Source organism: Sphingobacterium detergens, assembly GCF_003610355.1.
GTDB classification, from domain to species: Bacteria; Bacteroidota; Bacteroidia; order Sphingobacteriales; family Sphingobacteriaceae; genus Sphingobacterium; species Sphingobacterium detergens.
The window spans coordinates 41841-58141 of sequence record NZ_RAPY01000004.1; the positions used below are offsets into that span (position 1 = coordinate 41841).

General features: G+C 38.2%; 11 protein-coding genes and 1 tRNA gene. 7 read left to right on the plus strand and 5 right to left on the minus strand.

The window, feature by feature from the left end; translation table 11 throughout:
* Positions 1–4: 4 nt before the first annotated feature.
* From DFQ12_RS18770 to murB, 3 genes are all read right to left on the minus strand, one after another.
* Positions 5–250 carry a cytochrome b5 domain-containing protein gene (locus DFQ12_RS18770; RefSeq protein WP_120260596.1) on the minus strand — a complete coding sequence of 82 codons (246 nt, stop codon included), beginning with the start codon at positions 248–250 and terminating at the stop codon, positions 5–7.
* A gap of 32 nt (positions 251–282) precedes the next feature.
* Complete coding sequence (locus tag DFQ12_RS18775; protein WP_120260597.1) at positions 283–792, minus strand: RNA polymerase sigma factor; 510 nt, start codon at positions 790–792, stop codon at positions 283–285.
* 260 nt (positions 793–1052) lie between these two features.
* Positions 1053–2069: a UDP-N-acetylmuramate dehydrogenase gene (gene murB, locus DFQ12_RS18780; protein ID WP_120261003.1), complete on the minus strand. Its 1017-nt coding sequence runs from the start codon at positions 2067–2069 to the stop codon at positions 1053–1055.
* 104 nt (positions 2070–2173) lie between these two features.
* On the opposite strand from murB, the gene DFQ12_RS18785 reads away from it, so the two are divergent.
* Entirely contained in the window at positions 2174–2788 is a 615-nt protein-coding gene (locus DFQ12_RS18785) for a TetR/AcrR family transcriptional regulator (protein WP_120260598.1), read from the plus strand.
* Here the strand turns inward: DFQ12_RS18785 and DFQ12_RS18790 are convergent.
* Positions 2785–3771 carry a YpdA family putative bacillithiol disulfide reductase gene (locus DFQ12_RS18790; RefSeq protein ID WP_120260599.1) on the minus strand — a complete coding sequence of 329 codons (987 nt, stop codon included), beginning with the start codon at positions 3769–3771 and terminating at the stop codon, positions 2785–2787. The two genes, DFQ12_RS18785 and DFQ12_RS18790, sit on opposite strands and share 4 nt — an antisense overlap.
* A gap of 31 nt (positions 3772–3802) precedes the next feature.
* A complete protein-coding gene (locus tag DFQ12_RS18795) occupies positions 3803–5995 on the minus strand; it encodes an FUSC family protein (protein WP_244211790.1) in 2193 nt (730 codons plus the stop codon).
* Between the two features lie 259 nt (positions 5996–6254).
* Between DFQ12_RS18795 and DFQ12_RS18800 the strand changes: the two genes are divergently transcribed.
* The 6 genes from DFQ12_RS18800 (at position 6255) to DFQ12_RS18825 (ending at position 16296) form a co-directional block, all read left to right on the plus strand.
* Positions 6255–8831 carry a phosphoenolpyruvate carboxylase gene (locus DFQ12_RS18800; protein WP_120260600.1) on the plus strand — a complete coding sequence of 859 codons (2577 nt, stop codon included), beginning with the start codon at positions 6255–6257 and terminating at the stop codon, positions 8829–8831.
* Between the two features lie 75 nt (positions 8832–8906).
* Positions 8907–9452: a hypothetical protein gene (locus tag DFQ12_RS18805; protein ID WP_120260601.1), complete on the plus strand. Its 546-nt coding sequence runs from the start codon at positions 8907–8909 to the stop codon at positions 9450–9452.
* 396 nt (positions 9453–9848) lie between these two features.
* On the plus strand, positions 9849–10727 hold the full coding sequence (locus DFQ12_RS18810) for a Ppx/GppA phosphatase family protein (protein ID WP_120260602.1): 879 nt from the start codon (positions 9849–9851) through the stop codon (positions 10725–10727).
* 74 nt (positions 10728–10801) lie between these two features.
* Positions 10802–10885 (plus strand) — tRNA-Leu (locus DFQ12_RS18815).
* Positions 10886–11114: 229 nt separating this feature from the next.
* Positions 11115–12770, plus strand: coding sequence for a tetratricopeptide repeat protein (locus tag DFQ12_RS18820; protein ID WP_120260603.1), 1656 nt, complete (start codon positions 11115–11117; stop codon positions 12768–12770).
* Positions 12771–13158: 388 nt separating this feature from the next.
* The gene (locus tag DFQ12_RS18825; protein WP_120260604.1) at positions 13159–16296 is read left to right on the plus strand and encodes a SusC/RagA family TonB-linked outer membrane protein; all 3138 of its coding nucleotides are present in this window, start codon (positions 13159–13161) and stop codon (positions 16294–16296) included.
* Positions 16297–16301: the final 5 nt, after the last annotated feature.

Sequence of the window (16301 nt, forward strand, 5' to 3'; positions counted from 1 at the left end):
TTTATTAACTCTTCAGGATTCCGACAACCTGAAATTTTGAAAATACACTGTCTGAATGAGGAGCGTCTTTAAGCTCCTCAGTTAGATCTTGGCCCGCCCAATGCTCATAGTGCATGCCATTTTTCCAAAGTCTACTGCCACTAACATCATAAATATAGCCGCTGTAAGCAACCCAAATCTGGGGCTTATCCTGACCATTTCGCAATGCGAGTTGACTCTTGCTATATTCGGGTAATCCTTCTTTTGTCATCACGATCTATCAGAAGGCGAAGATAGAAAAAACTAAGCTACTTTATAAGCTGATAGTGATCGTTTCATTAATTTCCGAGCAACATGTATCCTCGTCTTTACAGTTCCAATAGGGATGTTTAAATGCTCTGATATCTCATGGTATTTAAATCCTTCGAAATAAAGCGAAAAGGGGATGTAGTATTCTTCTGAAAGATTGGATAGCGCTTCATGAATATCCTCCATCACGAACTTACTTTCCCCCTGGTTGCTTGAAGCGGATATCAATAGGTTGGAATTGGAGATGTCTTCATCTTTTGTGATGAAGGAATTGGTTTTTACGATCCGTCTATAGTTGTTTATAAACGTATTTTTCATGATGGTATAAAGCCATCCTTTTAGGTTAGTCCCTTCTTTGAAATTTTTGAAGTAGGTTACAGCTTTAAGGATAGTATCCTGTACGAGGTCGTTCGCATCCTCATAGTCGCTGGTAAAATTTCTGGCGTAGAGTTTTAATGAGTCTGATTGCTCAATAACCATGGTGTCAAATTCATTCTTTGTCATAGCTTAATGAATTATAACTGTTCTTTTTAAGAAACAGTAAGTTTATAAAATACGGTTCATTAAGTATGAGGCAAATAATGCGCCAAAATCGAAAGGAATGGATTTCTTAATGTAATTTTAAGATTATTTTAAGAAGTGCAATCGTGTGCGTATTTTAACCCTGAGTAAATAGGATTAGTTTTAAATGATGTTGAGGCGAAGTGGGGCTATATTATTTTGTTTTGAGTTTCAAATATGCGCAAATGTTTTTTTTTGAATCTTTACAATAAATTAACTTCGCGTTCGAGTATAATTCCAAATTTGTCCTGTACATCTTTAATAATCTGGACAGAAAGGTCATAGATTTCCTGACCACTAGCGTTTTGTCTATTTATTAGTACAAGCGCTTGATTTTTCCAGACACCGGCTTGACCATATTCTTTTCCTTTCCAACCACACTGTTCTATTAACCAACCAGCTGCTAGTTTTGTTTGCTGATCGGGCATTGGATAATGTGGGATTGTTGGGTACAAAGCAGTTAATCGTTTAAAGTTGTCTGCGGAGATCACCGGGTTTTTAAAAAAGCTTCCCGCGTTGCCAACGGTGCTTGGATCCGGTAATTTTTCTACTCTAATTTTTGATACAACAGTAGCAATATCGGCAATAGTGGGGTGGGCTATATTTTCTTTAATTAGCTCTGTTTCGATAGCACCATAGCTTGTATTAATATTAGGGGTAAGACTAAGTTTGTAGGTCACTTCTGTAATAATAAAACGTCCTTTGTGTTCAGCCTTAAAAATACTGTCTCGATAGGAGAAATTGCAGTCCTCTTTTTTGAACGTTTTAAATGTACCCAGTGTGGTATCAAAGGCTTCACACTCGTGAAAAATATACATTAATTCGGTGCCATAGGCACCAATATTCTGTACGGGGGATGCGCCGACGGTACCCGGAATAAGGGCCATGTTCTCTATTCCAGCGTAATTATGCTCGATACAATGCCAAACAAAGTCATTCCAAACCTCTCCAGCTTTTGCTGTAACATACACGTGATCCGATTCGATTTTCGACTGTATACCCTTGCTAGCCATTCGGATAATGTATCCTTCAAAGGGTTTAGTGAACAAGACATTGCTACCAGCGCCAAGAACAAAAAAGTTTTCTTTGAAAATTCCTTGTTTAAAAATTTCGGTCAGTGTTTCATTATCATTCACTTCGATTAAGAAATTTGTCTTTTCCTCTATTCCAAATGTATTGAAAGGTTTCAAAGATATATTCGATTGAATGTTTAATTCCATATTGACTTTAATTTTCAGAAATTCAAAAAAATCAGCTATCTTTAGCATGATAATCGGTAAAGATAGTATAAACCGTTTATTTAACGATAAAAAATATAAGTTTAATGGGTAATGCAGATGTAAAAAGGATCAAAATTCTAGAAGCTGCAACAAGGCGCTTTGCACACTTTGGAATGGCTAAAACCACGATGTCGGAGATAGCTAAAGATCTTAATTTTTCAAAAGCGCTGCTTTATTATTATTTTCCTGATAAAAACAGTTTGTATTCTGCTGTTTTTGAGTATGTTATTGATAAAATGATTGAAGAGATCGAGGAGGTCATCGACAAAGGTGGCAACTTTGAAGAAATCATGATGTACTCTATTGATATGCGTGTCAAGGCAATCAATCAATACTACAATTTATTCGAATATACCATGAAAATGGTTAAAGAGCTTCCGGATGAATTGGAGCAGGTATTCAAAGAATCCTATCTACGTGAAGTTGAAATCATTGAAAAAATTCTTAAGATCGGCATAGATGCTGGGGAGATTCGGGTGGATGATCTGAACGAGACGGCTCGTATTTTATTGTATTCGTTATTTGGAATGCGTATGGGGATATTGAAAGATATGAAAAATATGTTGTTTCCAACCAAAGAAGAATTTGATCATATTCTCAGTTTGCAAAAGAAAATGATGAAAATCTTCTTGAATGGATTGCGTTATCAACGTAGTTAAATCGACATTGACTGTATATGTGCGATGATCTGCTTCGCGTGGATACGTGAATTTTCAATAAACCAAAGATGGGTATTTAAACCTCCACATACTACACCTGCCAAGTATAGGCCTTTAATATTGGTTTCCATCGTCTGTTCGTTGTGATGGGGGATACAGGGTGTCTGGTTTGGGATATCAATTCCTACCTTCCTTAAAAAATCAAAATTTGGCCGATATCCAGTCAGCGCAAGTACAAAATCATTCTCGATCTCAATGATACCAGTCGATGTTTGGATAGTGGCGCTCGTTTCGCTAACCGCTGTTAATTCACTGTTGTAAAGTACATCGATTTCCCCAGCAGCAATTCTATTCTCAATGTCCGGTTTGACCCAATATTTTACCCTTGGGCTGATTTCATTACTCCGAATCACTAAGGTAACCTTTGCTCCTTTACGAAATGTTTCCAAAGCGGCATCTATTGATGAATTGCTTGCTCCTACGACAATCACCTTTTGACCACTGTAGTAATGAGGATCATCATAGTAGTGTCTCACCTTGTTCAGTTCTTCCCCAGGAATATTGAGTAGCATGGGGATGTCATAAAAGCCAGTAGCAATGATAACTTTTCTTGTTGTGTAACTGCGTTTGCTTGTTGTGACATAAAAGTTTTCGGTCTCGTTTTTCTTGATATCCAGTACTTCTTCAAACAGGTGAGTATCCAATTCAAATTTCTGTTGAATGCGTCTGTAATATTCTAAGGCTTCCGTTCTTCGGGGCTTTGGATTAGTTGTTACAAAAGGGATATCCCCAATCTCCAGTCGCTCAGAGGAAGAAAAAAAGGTCATATTTTGGGGATAGTTATAGAGCGAATTGACTAAACATCCTTTTTCCAAAATGAGGTAGTTAAGATTGGCCTGTTTTGCTTCCAAGGCACAGGCAAGGCCGATAGGTCCTCCGCCAACGATAATGATGTCATAGGTGGCTGTTGTGTTTTCGCTCATAAATGTAAATTTCGCTAATTTTTAGAATAAATTAGCTTGCTAACTTAGATAATTCTGCTGCTTGTTCCGCAGCGCTTTTGTCATGGAGATCCTGAACAATTTTATTTAAGTCCTGTGCAATTTTATACAGGAACTCCAATTGCTCTTCCAGGAGCTTCCCATCAGCGGAATTGATGTCGCTGTTGTCAAAACGATGATTGGAGATCTCTATTTCCATAGGTGAAAATACTGCACTGGAATCTTGTGAATACAGTAATTGAATAGATTGATCCAAGCTGTTTAATATTTTTCTTATGGTTCTGACATGGTCTTTGTTAAGGTAATTGTTGTCCATTTCATCCAAGTGATTCATTAGTGTAACAGAAAACGAAGCTAGAATATGATTGAATATGACAAATTTATTGACCTCCTTGCTGTATTTCTGTCTTTTTTTAGGCTCAGTCAGCATACGTTGAAAGGTAGATCCCATATTCGCGGTTTCGACATAAACGGCTTTTCTTGCTAATTTATAGTCAGTAATCGAAGGGGCCTGTCCTGCAATTTCTTTTAATGCCTGGAAGATATAATTGTAATTGGCAATCAAAAGCTTTCGCATAGATTCCTTCACCTGCATACTCTCCCAATTCGGAAAAATAATATAACTGGATAGGAAAGCAATCATACCTCCGATGAATGTGTCCAAAATGCGTTCTTTGGTTACTTCCAAGGTGTTCGAGCTTACAAAGCTGAGCATGATTAATACGTAAGGAGTCATAAATAGGACAGCGACTACATAATTGACTCTAAATAAGCTATAGGCTGTCAGGAAGAAAAAGACCAGCAGCACGAATAGTATCGTCGGATCATGTATCGTCAATAGGATGACGGCGCCGATTAGTCCGCCGATGGTGGTTCCGATAAGACGTTGTATATTTCGCTCTTTTGTAAGACCAAAGCCTGGTTTCAGGATAACCATGATTGTCAGTAATATCCAATAGACATTATTGGTGATATTGGTTGTCTCAAAAACATAATACGTGACTGACATAACGATTGCCATACGACAAGCATGTCTAAAGATTGTCGATTTTAAGGTAAGGTTTTCACGAAATTTTTTCAGGTCAATGGCTGAGCTTTGGACGAAACGTTTAGCGTCATCAATTTCTTTCCTTTTGATGTCGTCGGGTTGCAGGTGTGAATAGCCATAGATGTTTTTTATACGACGGACCAGGTCACGTAAATTGATTAGAACTTTACGCAGAGCAAAAGTACTGTATTGATTTTCTTTGTCGAGCTGATCAATCTTCGCATGAAGACGTGTGAGGTCCGCATCGAAATCATACAGCGGCTTGGGCTGAATATTCGTGTTGAGCTGATAAGCTAAATTGTCGAGCTCGTTTGTGTATTTTAAAATAACATTTTTGAAATCATCTAGAATGCCGGTTGGACCAAAGCGTTCGCTAATTGTATTGTAGTCATAGTGTGCAGCCATACTTTGCTCAAACAGATCAACAATATCATTAAAGATCAGTGTAAGGTAGCGGCCTACTTTTGTTGTATCCTTAATGGATCGTTTACTTTGAAACAGCAGATCTCTAACGTTTTCCTGATGCTGATTTACTTCAACTTGTTTGTCGATCAGTTTCAGGTAATTTTTATCATTGTCGATTTTAGCATCATAAAAGTTTGCTTTTAGCCGAATATAATCTGCCACATAACGAATGGTTTCTGCGAGTTCCTGTTCGGCTAATCGATAGGGGCGTACTTGTGTGATGGAGAGACTGATTGCAATATACCAAAGCCCACCAAGTGTATAGAATCCGAGGTAGTTAATCGCTTGGTCAAGAGGGTAATGTATCTGTACGTGGATCAGCATCATCAGTATACACATCAAGCCTACATTGGCTGCCCGACCATTGAATACCGCAAACATCGCAAATATAAAACAGGCTATTCCGATAAAAATGGCGAGGAGATATACATTTTGATTGACAAGATTGGTGAGGATAAATGTCAAAGTGGTCAGTATTGCTCCTGCAATCATACCTTTGCGTCTATGACTCGGTGCCCCTGGCGTGTCGGATAGTCCAACTAAAAGAGCCCCCAAAGATACAATGGTTCCATTGGTAAACTGTCCGATGGTAGCAAAGATCAGGACAGGCACAATGCATCCGATGGTGATCCGGAGCCCATCTGCAAAATATTGACTGTAGAAAAAACTTTTTATTTCTTGTGTCTGTTTCATAATGTATAGCACAAATATAAGAGATAAGGCTATATTAGCCTGTGGTTTCTCTGTTTGCTGTAATAATATACTAAAAACGAAAAATTACTAAATTTCATTAATATCTTTATAATATTTTGATGTTTTTTTTGATTAATTTATATTTTTTTATTTGTTTAAATATAATATTGCTATATTTGGCACATAGGGTAATTTCAGATATATTACAAAAACTCAAGAGTCACCTAAACTCTCTTGACCATTTTTCAAAGATTTAAATATGAAGCAAAGTAAAAATGAGGCCGTCTTTCAGGACGAGGTATTGACACGCTTTGAACTTTTCAAAAGTTTGTTTTTAACATTACCATTTCAACGTGTTAAAGATACAGGTACTTTATTGCCATTTTTTGCAAAGCAGTGCGAGAAGGGTGTTGACCAACATTTGACTCCAGATGAGATTATAAAGAGTTTCTTCGATCAGCATGAAGAGTTTTCTTCGGAAGAACAACGCATAGACTTACTGTTTCGTTTTGTCCAATATATAGAACGTCAGGTTGTATTGTTTGATGCAATAGAGGATTCGTCATTTCAAATGGTTGGCCGTGGTGATGATGAAAATGTCTTGGGGGCATTGATCAAGAATGCGGAGGGGAATGGTGATATGCGACGAAAAATCGTTTCCAAATTAAAAGATTTCTCCGTTCGTCTGGTACTTACCGCTCATCCTACTCAATTTTATCCTGGACCAGTTTTGGGGATTATCAATGATCTGATCGATGCGATAAAGACCAATGATATCCATAGTATACATTTATTGTTACAGCAGTTAGGTAAAACACCATTTATCAATAAAAATAAACCTACACCGGTAGACGAGGCAGCAAGTTTAGCTTGGTTTTTGGAGAATGTATTTTATAAGGTAGCTTCCGAGATCCAGTCTTTTATTGATGATGAATTGGATGTTGATACTGAAGAGGTAAAACAGCTTATCGAATTGGGCTTTTGGCCAGGAGGAGACCGTGATGGAAATCCGAATGTAAGCGTTGAAAGTACCAAGAAAGTCGCCGCTTTACTACGTACGATTTTGTTTAGATGTTATTACCGCGATTTCCGTATTGTAAGACGTCGTATTACATTCAGAGGTGTAGAGGAATACATGGAGAACTTACAGACCCTGTTTTACGAAAATAGCTTTAACCCTGTCGAACATCCAGAAGATGAAACCGACAATATCATTACGAATTTAAAGGCGATCAAAAACGTATTGGAAGAATATCACAATGGTCTCTTTGTTGAGATTGTTGATGATTTGCTTCGTAAGGTAATGACATTCGGTTGTTTTTTCACGACTTTAGATATCAGACAGGATAGCCGTATACTACGTGATGCAACAGATTATTTGATTCAACAAAATCAGGAAGCTACTGGTGTTCCATTAAATTACTTGGAACTGAATGAAGCTGATAAACAGAAAGCCTTGAAGTTTAAGGAACTGGATCTAAGTGTCGGTGATGATGCAGATCCATTGACAAAAGATACATCTGGTGTGATTAAATTGCTTAAGGAAATTCAACGGTCGGGTTCTGAGCGTGCTGCACAGCGTTTTATTATTAGTAATTGCCAACAGGCAAGTGATATTTTGGGATTGCGTCAGTTGTTTTTGTGGTCTGGTTGGAAGAAAGATGCATTAACAATAGATTTCGTGCCTCTATTTGAAACAGTAGATGATCTGACCAGAGCTGCCGATGTCATGAAAACGCTTTATAGCAACAAAGAATATAAGGCGCATCTGAAACGCAGAGGAAATAAGCAGACCATTATGCTTGGCTATTCGGATAGTACAAAAGATGGAGGTTACCTAATGGCCAACTGGTCAATCTATAGAGCAAAAATAGAGTTGACGGCCATCTCCCGCGAATACGATGTTGATCTTGTCTTTTTTGATGGACGTGGGGGACCTCCGGCACGTGGAGGAGGTAAAACACAACGCTTTTATGCTTCCATGGGTAAAGAAATTGCCAATGATCATATTCAATTAACGATACAGGGGCAGACGATCAGTAGCCAATACGGCTCATTGGATACGGCTCGATTTAATATAGAGCAGCTCCTACATGCGGGTATTATCTCTGATTTAAAACAACGGGTAGGTGATACGCTGACCAAACATCAGCAAGAAATTATTGATAAATTGGCCGAACTGAGCCATCATAAATTTATGGACCTTCGTACCAATAAGTTATTCCTGCCTTATCTGGAAACGATGTCACCGTTGAAAGCACTTTCATCCATCAATATTTCAAGCCGACCTGTAAAAAGGAATTCGGGGCGGGAATTACGTCTGGAAGACCTACGTGCGATCAGTTTCGTTACTTCGTGGAGTCAATTGAAGCAAAATATCCCTGGGTTTTACGGGGTTGGGACAGCTTTACAGTGGGCCGAGAAGAATAATCTATGGAAAGATGTACAACAATTGTATGTTTCTTCGGGATTCTTCCAGACCTTGATTGACAACTGTATGATGTCCATGACCAAATCTAATTTTGATATCACAGCGTACATGAAAGACGATAAGGTGTATGGTGAATTTTGGAAAAATCTTCATGCGGAATACCAGATTACCAAAGAGTATTTGTTAAAACTCAGTGGGACATCTAAATTGATGGAGAACTACCCCGTAGACCGTGAGTCAATTTTGGCGCGAGAAGGCATCGTATTGCCTTTGTTGGTGATTCAACATTATGCAATTCGTGCACTCAATTCGGATAAACTGGATGAGGCACAACGGGAGGATTATTCAAAGTTGATCGCACGGACAATATTCGGTGTCATCAATGCGGGAAGGAATGTTGCGTAATTTTTGTTTCTTTTCGCAGATAAGGTTTCGCAGAAAGTATATTTTATCTACTTTTGTATAGTTAAGAAAATTGATATGAAGATTAATAAGTTATTTATTGTAGCTGCTTGTGCGAGTACTGTATTTGCGTCTTGTGGTGAAACAGCTGCAAATAGACAGCGTCAATATGCCAATGCATCTCTAGCAGATGGTGATGCTTTTGCAATGATTAAATTCGTTGGTGAGGAAGGTAACTATTTAGTAAACCTTGCTGATGTAGCGGCAAAACAATCAACTTCAACAGAAGTTAAGAATGTGGCGGCTAAAATTAAAGAAGCTTATGCGACCGTATTGCCTGAGTTGGATGGTTTGGCAAAAGAGTTACATGTAGGTGATGCACAACGCGGTGTGCCTGCGTTTCAAACTCCGGCTTCAATCGGATCAGATAGCACTGCTGCATTCAATGATAAAGCTTTTTTAGCATTGGTTCTTGAAAAACAAGGTGAGATCGATAGCAGATTAACCCGTGAAGAACATAACACCAATCATAGTGTTATTCATGTTTCCGAGGAATCTTTGAAAAAAGTTGAAGAAATCTATAAATTGGCTGGTGGAAAAGTGGAAGGCCACGGTCACCACTAAATAACAACTTATATCGGAAGAAAAAGGAATATTCGGTTAGCTGAATATTCCTTTTTTTATGCTGTTGTTTACTTGTTATTCTATATAGGTAATTGAATGGTCTATAACAGTAGTAAATAAGACAGGTGAGGAGAGGATAAAACCATACTGCTGGGTGTTTATATTGGGATTTTACAAGATATTTCTGAACGCCATTTTAAACGCTGTCATTCGAAATAGGTTTTATTTTTGGGATGAAATAGGTACGGTTTTTCATAAAAATAGGGGAGTCAAAAAGAGAAATAATTTGTTGAGTTGTTAAATTAATAATAACTTAACATTACTATAATACAGTTATTAATAACTGTGGTTATTTTAGCATGATTTAATCAAATAATAGATAAGAAACAATATAACGTGAGATACGCTGCTATAGACATAGGCTCCAATGCGGTCCGTCTTTTGATCGCTGATATCATTGGCCAAAAGGATCAATACAATTTTAAAAAAAATACGCTTTTACGGGTTCCTTTACGCCTGGGCGATGATGCATTCATTCAGCAGGAAATCTCTCCCAGAAAGGCAGAGAGCTTGATAAAAACGATGAAGGCATTTCGCGAATTGATGGATGTTTATCATGTTGAAGACTATATGGCTTGTGCAACCTCTGCGATGCGTGATGCTAAAAATGGCGCTGATATTGTTGCGGAAGTCAAGAAAAACGGAATCAATATAGATATTATAGAAGGGGCGAAGGAAGCTGAAATTATCTACAACAGCCATTGGGATAATAAGATGGAAAAAGACAAGGTATATCTTTATATCGATGTTGGTGGTGGTAGTACCGAATTGTCTTTATTTGCGAATGGTGTACTGGTGAATTCGAGATCCTTTAATTTAGGTACAATACGTATTCTGGATAATCAGGATAAAGCAGAAACCTGGGATGAGCTCAAAGAGTGGGTCCGAAGCAACACACACATGTATAAACAGGTCATCGGGATAGGAACCGGTGGTAACATCAATAAATTGGCCCGGTTGTCTAATGAGAAATTAGATAAGCCTCTGTCTTACGCAAAATTGAAAGCGGTGTATGAACATTTATCGTCTTTCTCTTTAAAGGAACGTATTATTTTACTAGGTCTCAATGAAGATAGAGCGGATGTAATTATCCCTGCTAGTGAGATTTTTCTGACGATTATGAAGTACGGTCGTCTAAAACAAATCATTGTTCCCCGTGTAGGTTTGGTCGATGGTGTAATTAGAACCTTGATCAATAGGAATTTAGTGAAATAAAGTATTAAAAAGCATTTTTCACCTTGCAAAAGAAGGAAAAATCTTTATTTTTGTGATACCAAAGGCGAATGTGAGCCCAGGTGGCGAAATTGGTAGACGCACCATCTTGAGGGGGTGGCGCTCGTATGGGCGTGGCAGTTCGAATCTGCTCCTGGGCACTTAAGGAGACACTAGATCATAGTTGTCTCCTTTTTTTATGCGATTTTGTTACCTGTTTTTCGCTTTTAATTGTTAGCACATTTAATTTGTGATTTAGAAAAAACGCAAATCAATGTAACATAAATTAGATATACCTAGAAATTTTTGTTGTTCTTTGGCAGATCGTGGGACAATTGTGTATCTTGCGCCCTCGGATTTTAGAATATTCTGAAGACTTTGCATCTAGTCATGAAAAGAGAGAGCTTGTTTCTGTTGAAGATCTTTTTTATTGTTATTTGTTTTATTTTTCAGATTACATATTGTAATGCTGCCAGGAAATCTATTGATAGCCTTAAGACGCGTCTTTCGCAAGCGCATACAACAGCCGAAAAAGCCGAAGCTATTTTAAAACTTTCCGAATTAACCAGTGATACTGATAAGCGACTGGCCTTGGTTTATGCTGAAGAGTTAATGCTATTGGCCCACAAAGTTCAGTTGGATACGCTGACACTCAAAGCGCAGTTAAATTTGGCGAAGGTCAATCTGTTGATTGGAAACTATCCACGTGCACTAGATCTTTATCAGGAAGTAGCGCAAAACAAGACCGGAAATACGGACGACCTATTAAAGGCTTACAATGGAATTGGTATTATCAATTACTATCAGCGGGATTACAAAAATGCAGAGGTTGCCTATAAAAAAGCATTATCCTATGCATCGTCTTTGAAATCGGAAAAAGCCAGTGAAAAAATCTTGCAGCAAAGTTTGCTCAATAATTTGGGTATTCTCTATGAAGAAATGAAGAATTATCCTGAATCCAATTATTATTATGATGAAGCACTAAAATTATCGCGGCAGATCAATGATAAGACGACCATTGCACATGTGTTGACCAATCAAGGTCGATTGTATCATAAGCAAGGAAAGGATGATCTGGCACTGCAGCATTATGAGGAAGCCCTAGCGATTAGACAGGAAAGGAATGATAAAAGTGGTGTGGCGCTCTCTTACGATGGATTAGGTGAGTTTTATCTGGAACTGAAGAACTATACACTTGCTGAAAAGTATCTCAAACATGCTATTGAGCTAGCGCAACAGACGGGAGATTTACTGACGGTTAAGCGTTCTTCCGAAAATCTTTATAAGCTATATCAGAAGCTTGAAAAATATAAATTGGCCTTTGATGCATTGATGCTTAATAAGCAAGCTAGCGATAGCTTGTTTAATGATGAAAGGGCCAATAAAATAAGACAACTGAAAACTGAATTCGAATTCGAACGAAGACACAGTGAAGATAAAGCACGGCAAAGGGAGAAGGAATTGACCTATCTAATGATTGGAGTTGGTTTGGTGCTATCACTAATTATTGTCAGTTTGTTGTTCTTTTTGCAGCGCAATAAGATCCGAAGATCACTGTTGGAACAGGCGCATCTGACTTTGGAAAAAGAAAACCTTGAAAAGGATATCAAATTAAAGGACAAGGAGCTTACGACAAGTACAATTCATCTGATGCAAAAGAATGAGCTTATTGATGATATCTCAGACAAATTGTTGAAAATTAAACCTAATATGGATGTAGAATACCAACAGGCAATTCAACGGGTCGTAACGGATCTACAATCCAATTTAAGACCGGAGCTCCTAAAAGAGTTTGAGTTTAGATTTCAGCAGGTGCATGAGGAGTTTTTCGATATACTGAATGCTAAGTTTCCCAATTTGACTCCCAGTGAACGTAAATTGTGCGCATTTTTAAAACTTGGAATGACCACAAAAGAAATTTCTGCGATTACCTATCAAAATATCAAGGCGATTGAAATAGCGAGAACACGCTTACGTAAAAAGTTAAACCTAACCAATCAGGATCAAAATTTAGTGACCTTTCTGAGCCAGCTCTCACACAGCTAGTATTACTCTATATAACCTTATTGCTATTCGATAGATACTTTGCCCCAAAAATGGACATAATTTGAAAAGTAGTGGTGTTTTATGCCCAAAAACGCGGTTTGTAATGGTTTTGTAGTGGTGTTTTTTTTCTGTTTTTTTTGTCTATTGCTCATATTTGCTCAACAAACATAATCCTAACACAATAATGAAACCTCTACTGATGAACCCTAATTTTGGAACCGCTTGCATTGGTCACAGTGCTCGGTTGAAGAGACCTGATTGTAGCATAATTGCTATTAATCACTGTTATCAAATTGCTCTGCCGATGTGTAATGAAACTACGTAAAGATGGAATTCTACGGTTATTTAAGATCTACAATCTAATACTTATTGACTTAATAGATTCCAAATGAAATGTAAATTATACCATCTGTTGGGGATGATTGGTACCGTTTGTATTTATCAACAAAATGGATATGCATCCCTTTCACAACAATCACAATCCGCAGTCATTGATACAACTAGTCAAGTAGTAAAGAAAACTATTTGGGTAAAGGATAAACTAAGCTCTAAAGTGTTGGATAGTGTGCGTGTGACTTTGGGGCAAGAATCGAAGTATACGAACCAAGGGCTTGTCGAATTTTATAATAATCGGGATTCGGTCATTATATTGGAAAAACCAACATACTTGCGAACTGGTAAACGAGTTACTTCCAGCGAAATTACTGTTCGCTTGTTGAAGAGGACAAGTATGGATGACAATTTTTCTTTCGATCCTACAGTCAAATCCGAGCAAATAAGGAATACAGGTGTTCGTATGATTACGGGAGATAATCTGCGGCAAGTAAGTACACTTTCCATTATGGATGGTCTACAGGTGTATATTCCTTCGATGTTTGTCAATCGCGATCCCGCAGCAGGTAATAACCCAAATGTGCTTGCTCCAATGTATTTACGCGGGATGAATAGTTTTCCATTTGCTCCCTTAGGTGCAAATAAAAATGTGTCTATAGGTACACAGGTCAATCCTTCATCGGGAGATTTTAGGGCCTATACCATTGTGCAACCGAACAGCCCTATTTTTCTATTGGACGGTGTTCAGGTATCGGCGCAAGTTATTCAGGATATAGACATCAACAGAATTAAATCTGTTTCACTCCTTGATGGTGCAGATGAAACTGCGGGATATGGCCTAAGGGGCGGTAATGGTATTATTGCGGTATCTACAGAAAGACCAAAGGGGAAATTTCAGATTTCATTTACAGAACAAATGCAACTGGTGACACCAGATATCCATCAACTTCAGATGCTTAATGCAAAGCAAAAACTGGAACTGGAAAAATCTGCTGGTTTATTTGATGATCCTGCCTGGCAATCTGTATTCCAAAAAAGATATGAACAAGCCTATACCAACAATATAAATACAAATTGGCTGGAAGTGCCTTTAGGGAATCAATTGGGGACAAAACATAGCCTGTCAATGAGTGCAGGTAATGAAGATATCGTTTATGGATTAGATGCTGGCTATAATGATATCAAAGGGGTAATGCAAGGATCAGGACGTAAAATATTGGATTTAGGGGCATATTTTGCGGGACGTATTGGTTCGGTCACCTTTAACAACCATTTTACATATCTAGGTGTAGATGCGACTAATTCACCTTACGGTACTTATGATCAGTATCAACGAATGAATCCCTATTGGCAGAATACTGACCCTATAACAGGGAAACTGCAAAAAATAGTTGAGTCGGATACGATCAACGGAGTGCCTGTGAACTTTACAAATCCAGCATTTAACACGAGTCTGTCTACCACGGATAAATCGAGCTATACAAGATTTAGCAACTTGACGAACCTCAACTGGATTATAGGATCGGGTTTTCAGCTGAATGGAATGGTCAATATCGCACGACAAAGTGATGATAGTGATTATTTCCTACCACCAAACCATACCGTATTTGCAGATATTTCGGCCGAAAATCTCTTTAAAAGAGGGCGATATGAGAAGGTCAACAATGCTTTTTTTGATGTTCAAGGGGGGCTGCGGTTAAAATATCAGTATGATTTCGGCAAAAATAACATCATTGTCAATTTAGGTCAATTTATAAATCAGACATCCAGTACTTCTGAAGGTATTGCCGTTAGCGGATTTGCTGTAGATCGACTTGCGGATATTTCTTTCGGAAATGCGTATGCGATCGCTAAACCGGTCAGTGGGAAAATTATTTCCAGATATGCTTCATCGTTCGCTAATGTAGTCTACAGCTATGATCAACGCTATCAAATCAATGTAGCAGGGACAGTAGATTATTATTCTGGATCAAGCCGTTCATCGATTTCTAATAGTATAGGGGCTACCTGGAATCTTCACAATGAAAGCTTCCTAAAAGGAGTGACATGGTTGAATCTGCTCAAAGTAAGAGGTAGTGTCGGAAGTTCGGGCAATCAAAACTATTTGAATTATCTCAATCGTAATACCTATAATTATTATACAGATCAACAGTATATCCCCAAAGGAAGCAGTATGGGGACTATTGGACTAGGCTTAGGGGCTTATTTAACCGGCATTGGAAATGATCAGCTCAAATCGCCGACGGTGTTCAAAGAGGATCTGAGCATGGACTTAGCATTGTTCCGTAATCGCTTAGCGTTAAATATCCTGTATTTCCATCAATCCAGCAAGAATCTAATCTTACCTGCACTATCTGCTTCAACTTCGGGCTTTCAGGATTTTTCCTATTATACCAATGCGGGAAAAATGGAAAGCAAAGGTGTCGAATTTAACCTATTGGGCAGAATTGTGGACAACCCGAAGACTGCCTTTCAATTCGATATTATGTTGAATGCATTTCATGGTACCGATAAAATCACAGCATCTGACCCTTATATCCAAAAATTGAATGAGCTGTATAATCAGGCCGATCAGAGGATACTGCAACCCCAATACATACAAGGGTATTCGCCAAATGCGCTATGGGCAGTTCCATCACTAGGAATAGATCCACAAACTGGAAACGAGCTATTCAGAAAAAAAGATGGATCAACGACCATGATTTGGGATGCGCAGGACAAGATATGTGCAGGTGATCTAACGCCCGACTGGAGAGGTTCATTGGGATTCAATGTGCGCTTTAAACAGTTTTCTTTCGCAAGCTATTTTCGATATGCTTTGGGAGCTCATGTATATAATAATTTGCAGGCTGGTTTGGAAAATGCAAACATACAGGACAATCTGGACATGAATGCACTTAGCAATTTGCGTTGGACAGCTAATCGTAGTGATGCAAGTTACAAAGCCATGTTTCATTCACCCACATACGCCACGACTCGCTTTGTAGCGAAGGAAAATAAGCTTCATGGCGCTAGCATTTCTTTTGGCTACCAATTTTCGCAACAATTGTTAGAAAAAGTGAATGTGAAACAATTGGGTATCCGATTTATGATGAACAATTTGTTTGATATCAAGAATACGGGATTGACACAACAATACTTTCATTATCCGGAGCAAAGGAGCTATTCATTTATTTTAAACGCAACCTTTTAATTTTT

What these genes read in the sequence shown, in the direction of transcription:
- DFQ12_RS18770 (WP_120260596.1), bottom strand. Translation starts at nt 250, where the DNA reads ATGACAAAAGAAGGATTACCCGAATATAGCAAGAGTCAACTCGCATTG.
- DFQ12_RS18775 (WP_120260597.1), bottom strand. Translation starts at nt 792, where the DNA reads ATGACAAAGAATGAATTTGACACCATGGTTATTGAGCAATCAGACTCA.
- murB (WP_120261003.1), bottom strand. Translation starts at nt 2,069, where the DNA reads ATGGAATTAAACATTCAATCGAATATATCTTTGAAACCTTTCAATACA.
- DFQ12_RS18785 (WP_120260598.1), top strand. Translation starts at nt 2,174, where the DNA reads ATGGGTAATGCAGATGTAAAAAGGATCAAAATTCTAGAAGCTGCAACA.
- DFQ12_RS18790 (WP_120260599.1), bottom strand. Translation starts at nt 3,771, where the DNA reads ATGAGCGAAAACACAACAGCCACCTATGACATCATTATCGTTGGCGGA.
- DFQ12_RS18795 (WP_244211790.1), bottom strand. Translation starts at nt 5,995, where the DNA reads ATGAAACAGACACAAGAAATAAAAAGTTTTTTCTACAGTCAATATTTT.
- DFQ12_RS18800 (WP_120260600.1), top strand. Translation starts at nt 6,255, where the DNA reads ATGAAGCAAAGTAAAAATGAGGCCGTCTTTCAGGACGAGGTATTGACA.
- DFQ12_RS18805 (WP_120260601.1), top strand. Translation starts at nt 8,907, where the DNA reads ATGAAGATTAATAAGTTATTTATTGTAGCTGCTTGTGCGAGTACTGTA.
- DFQ12_RS18820 (WP_120260603.1), top strand. Translation starts at nt 11,115, where the DNA reads ATGAAAAGAGAGAGCTTGTTTCTGTTGAAGATCTTTTTTATTGTTATT.
- DFQ12_RS18825 (WP_120260604.1), top strand. Translation starts at nt 13,159, where the DNA reads ATGAAATGTAAATTATACCATCTGTTGGGGATGATTGGTACCGTTTGT.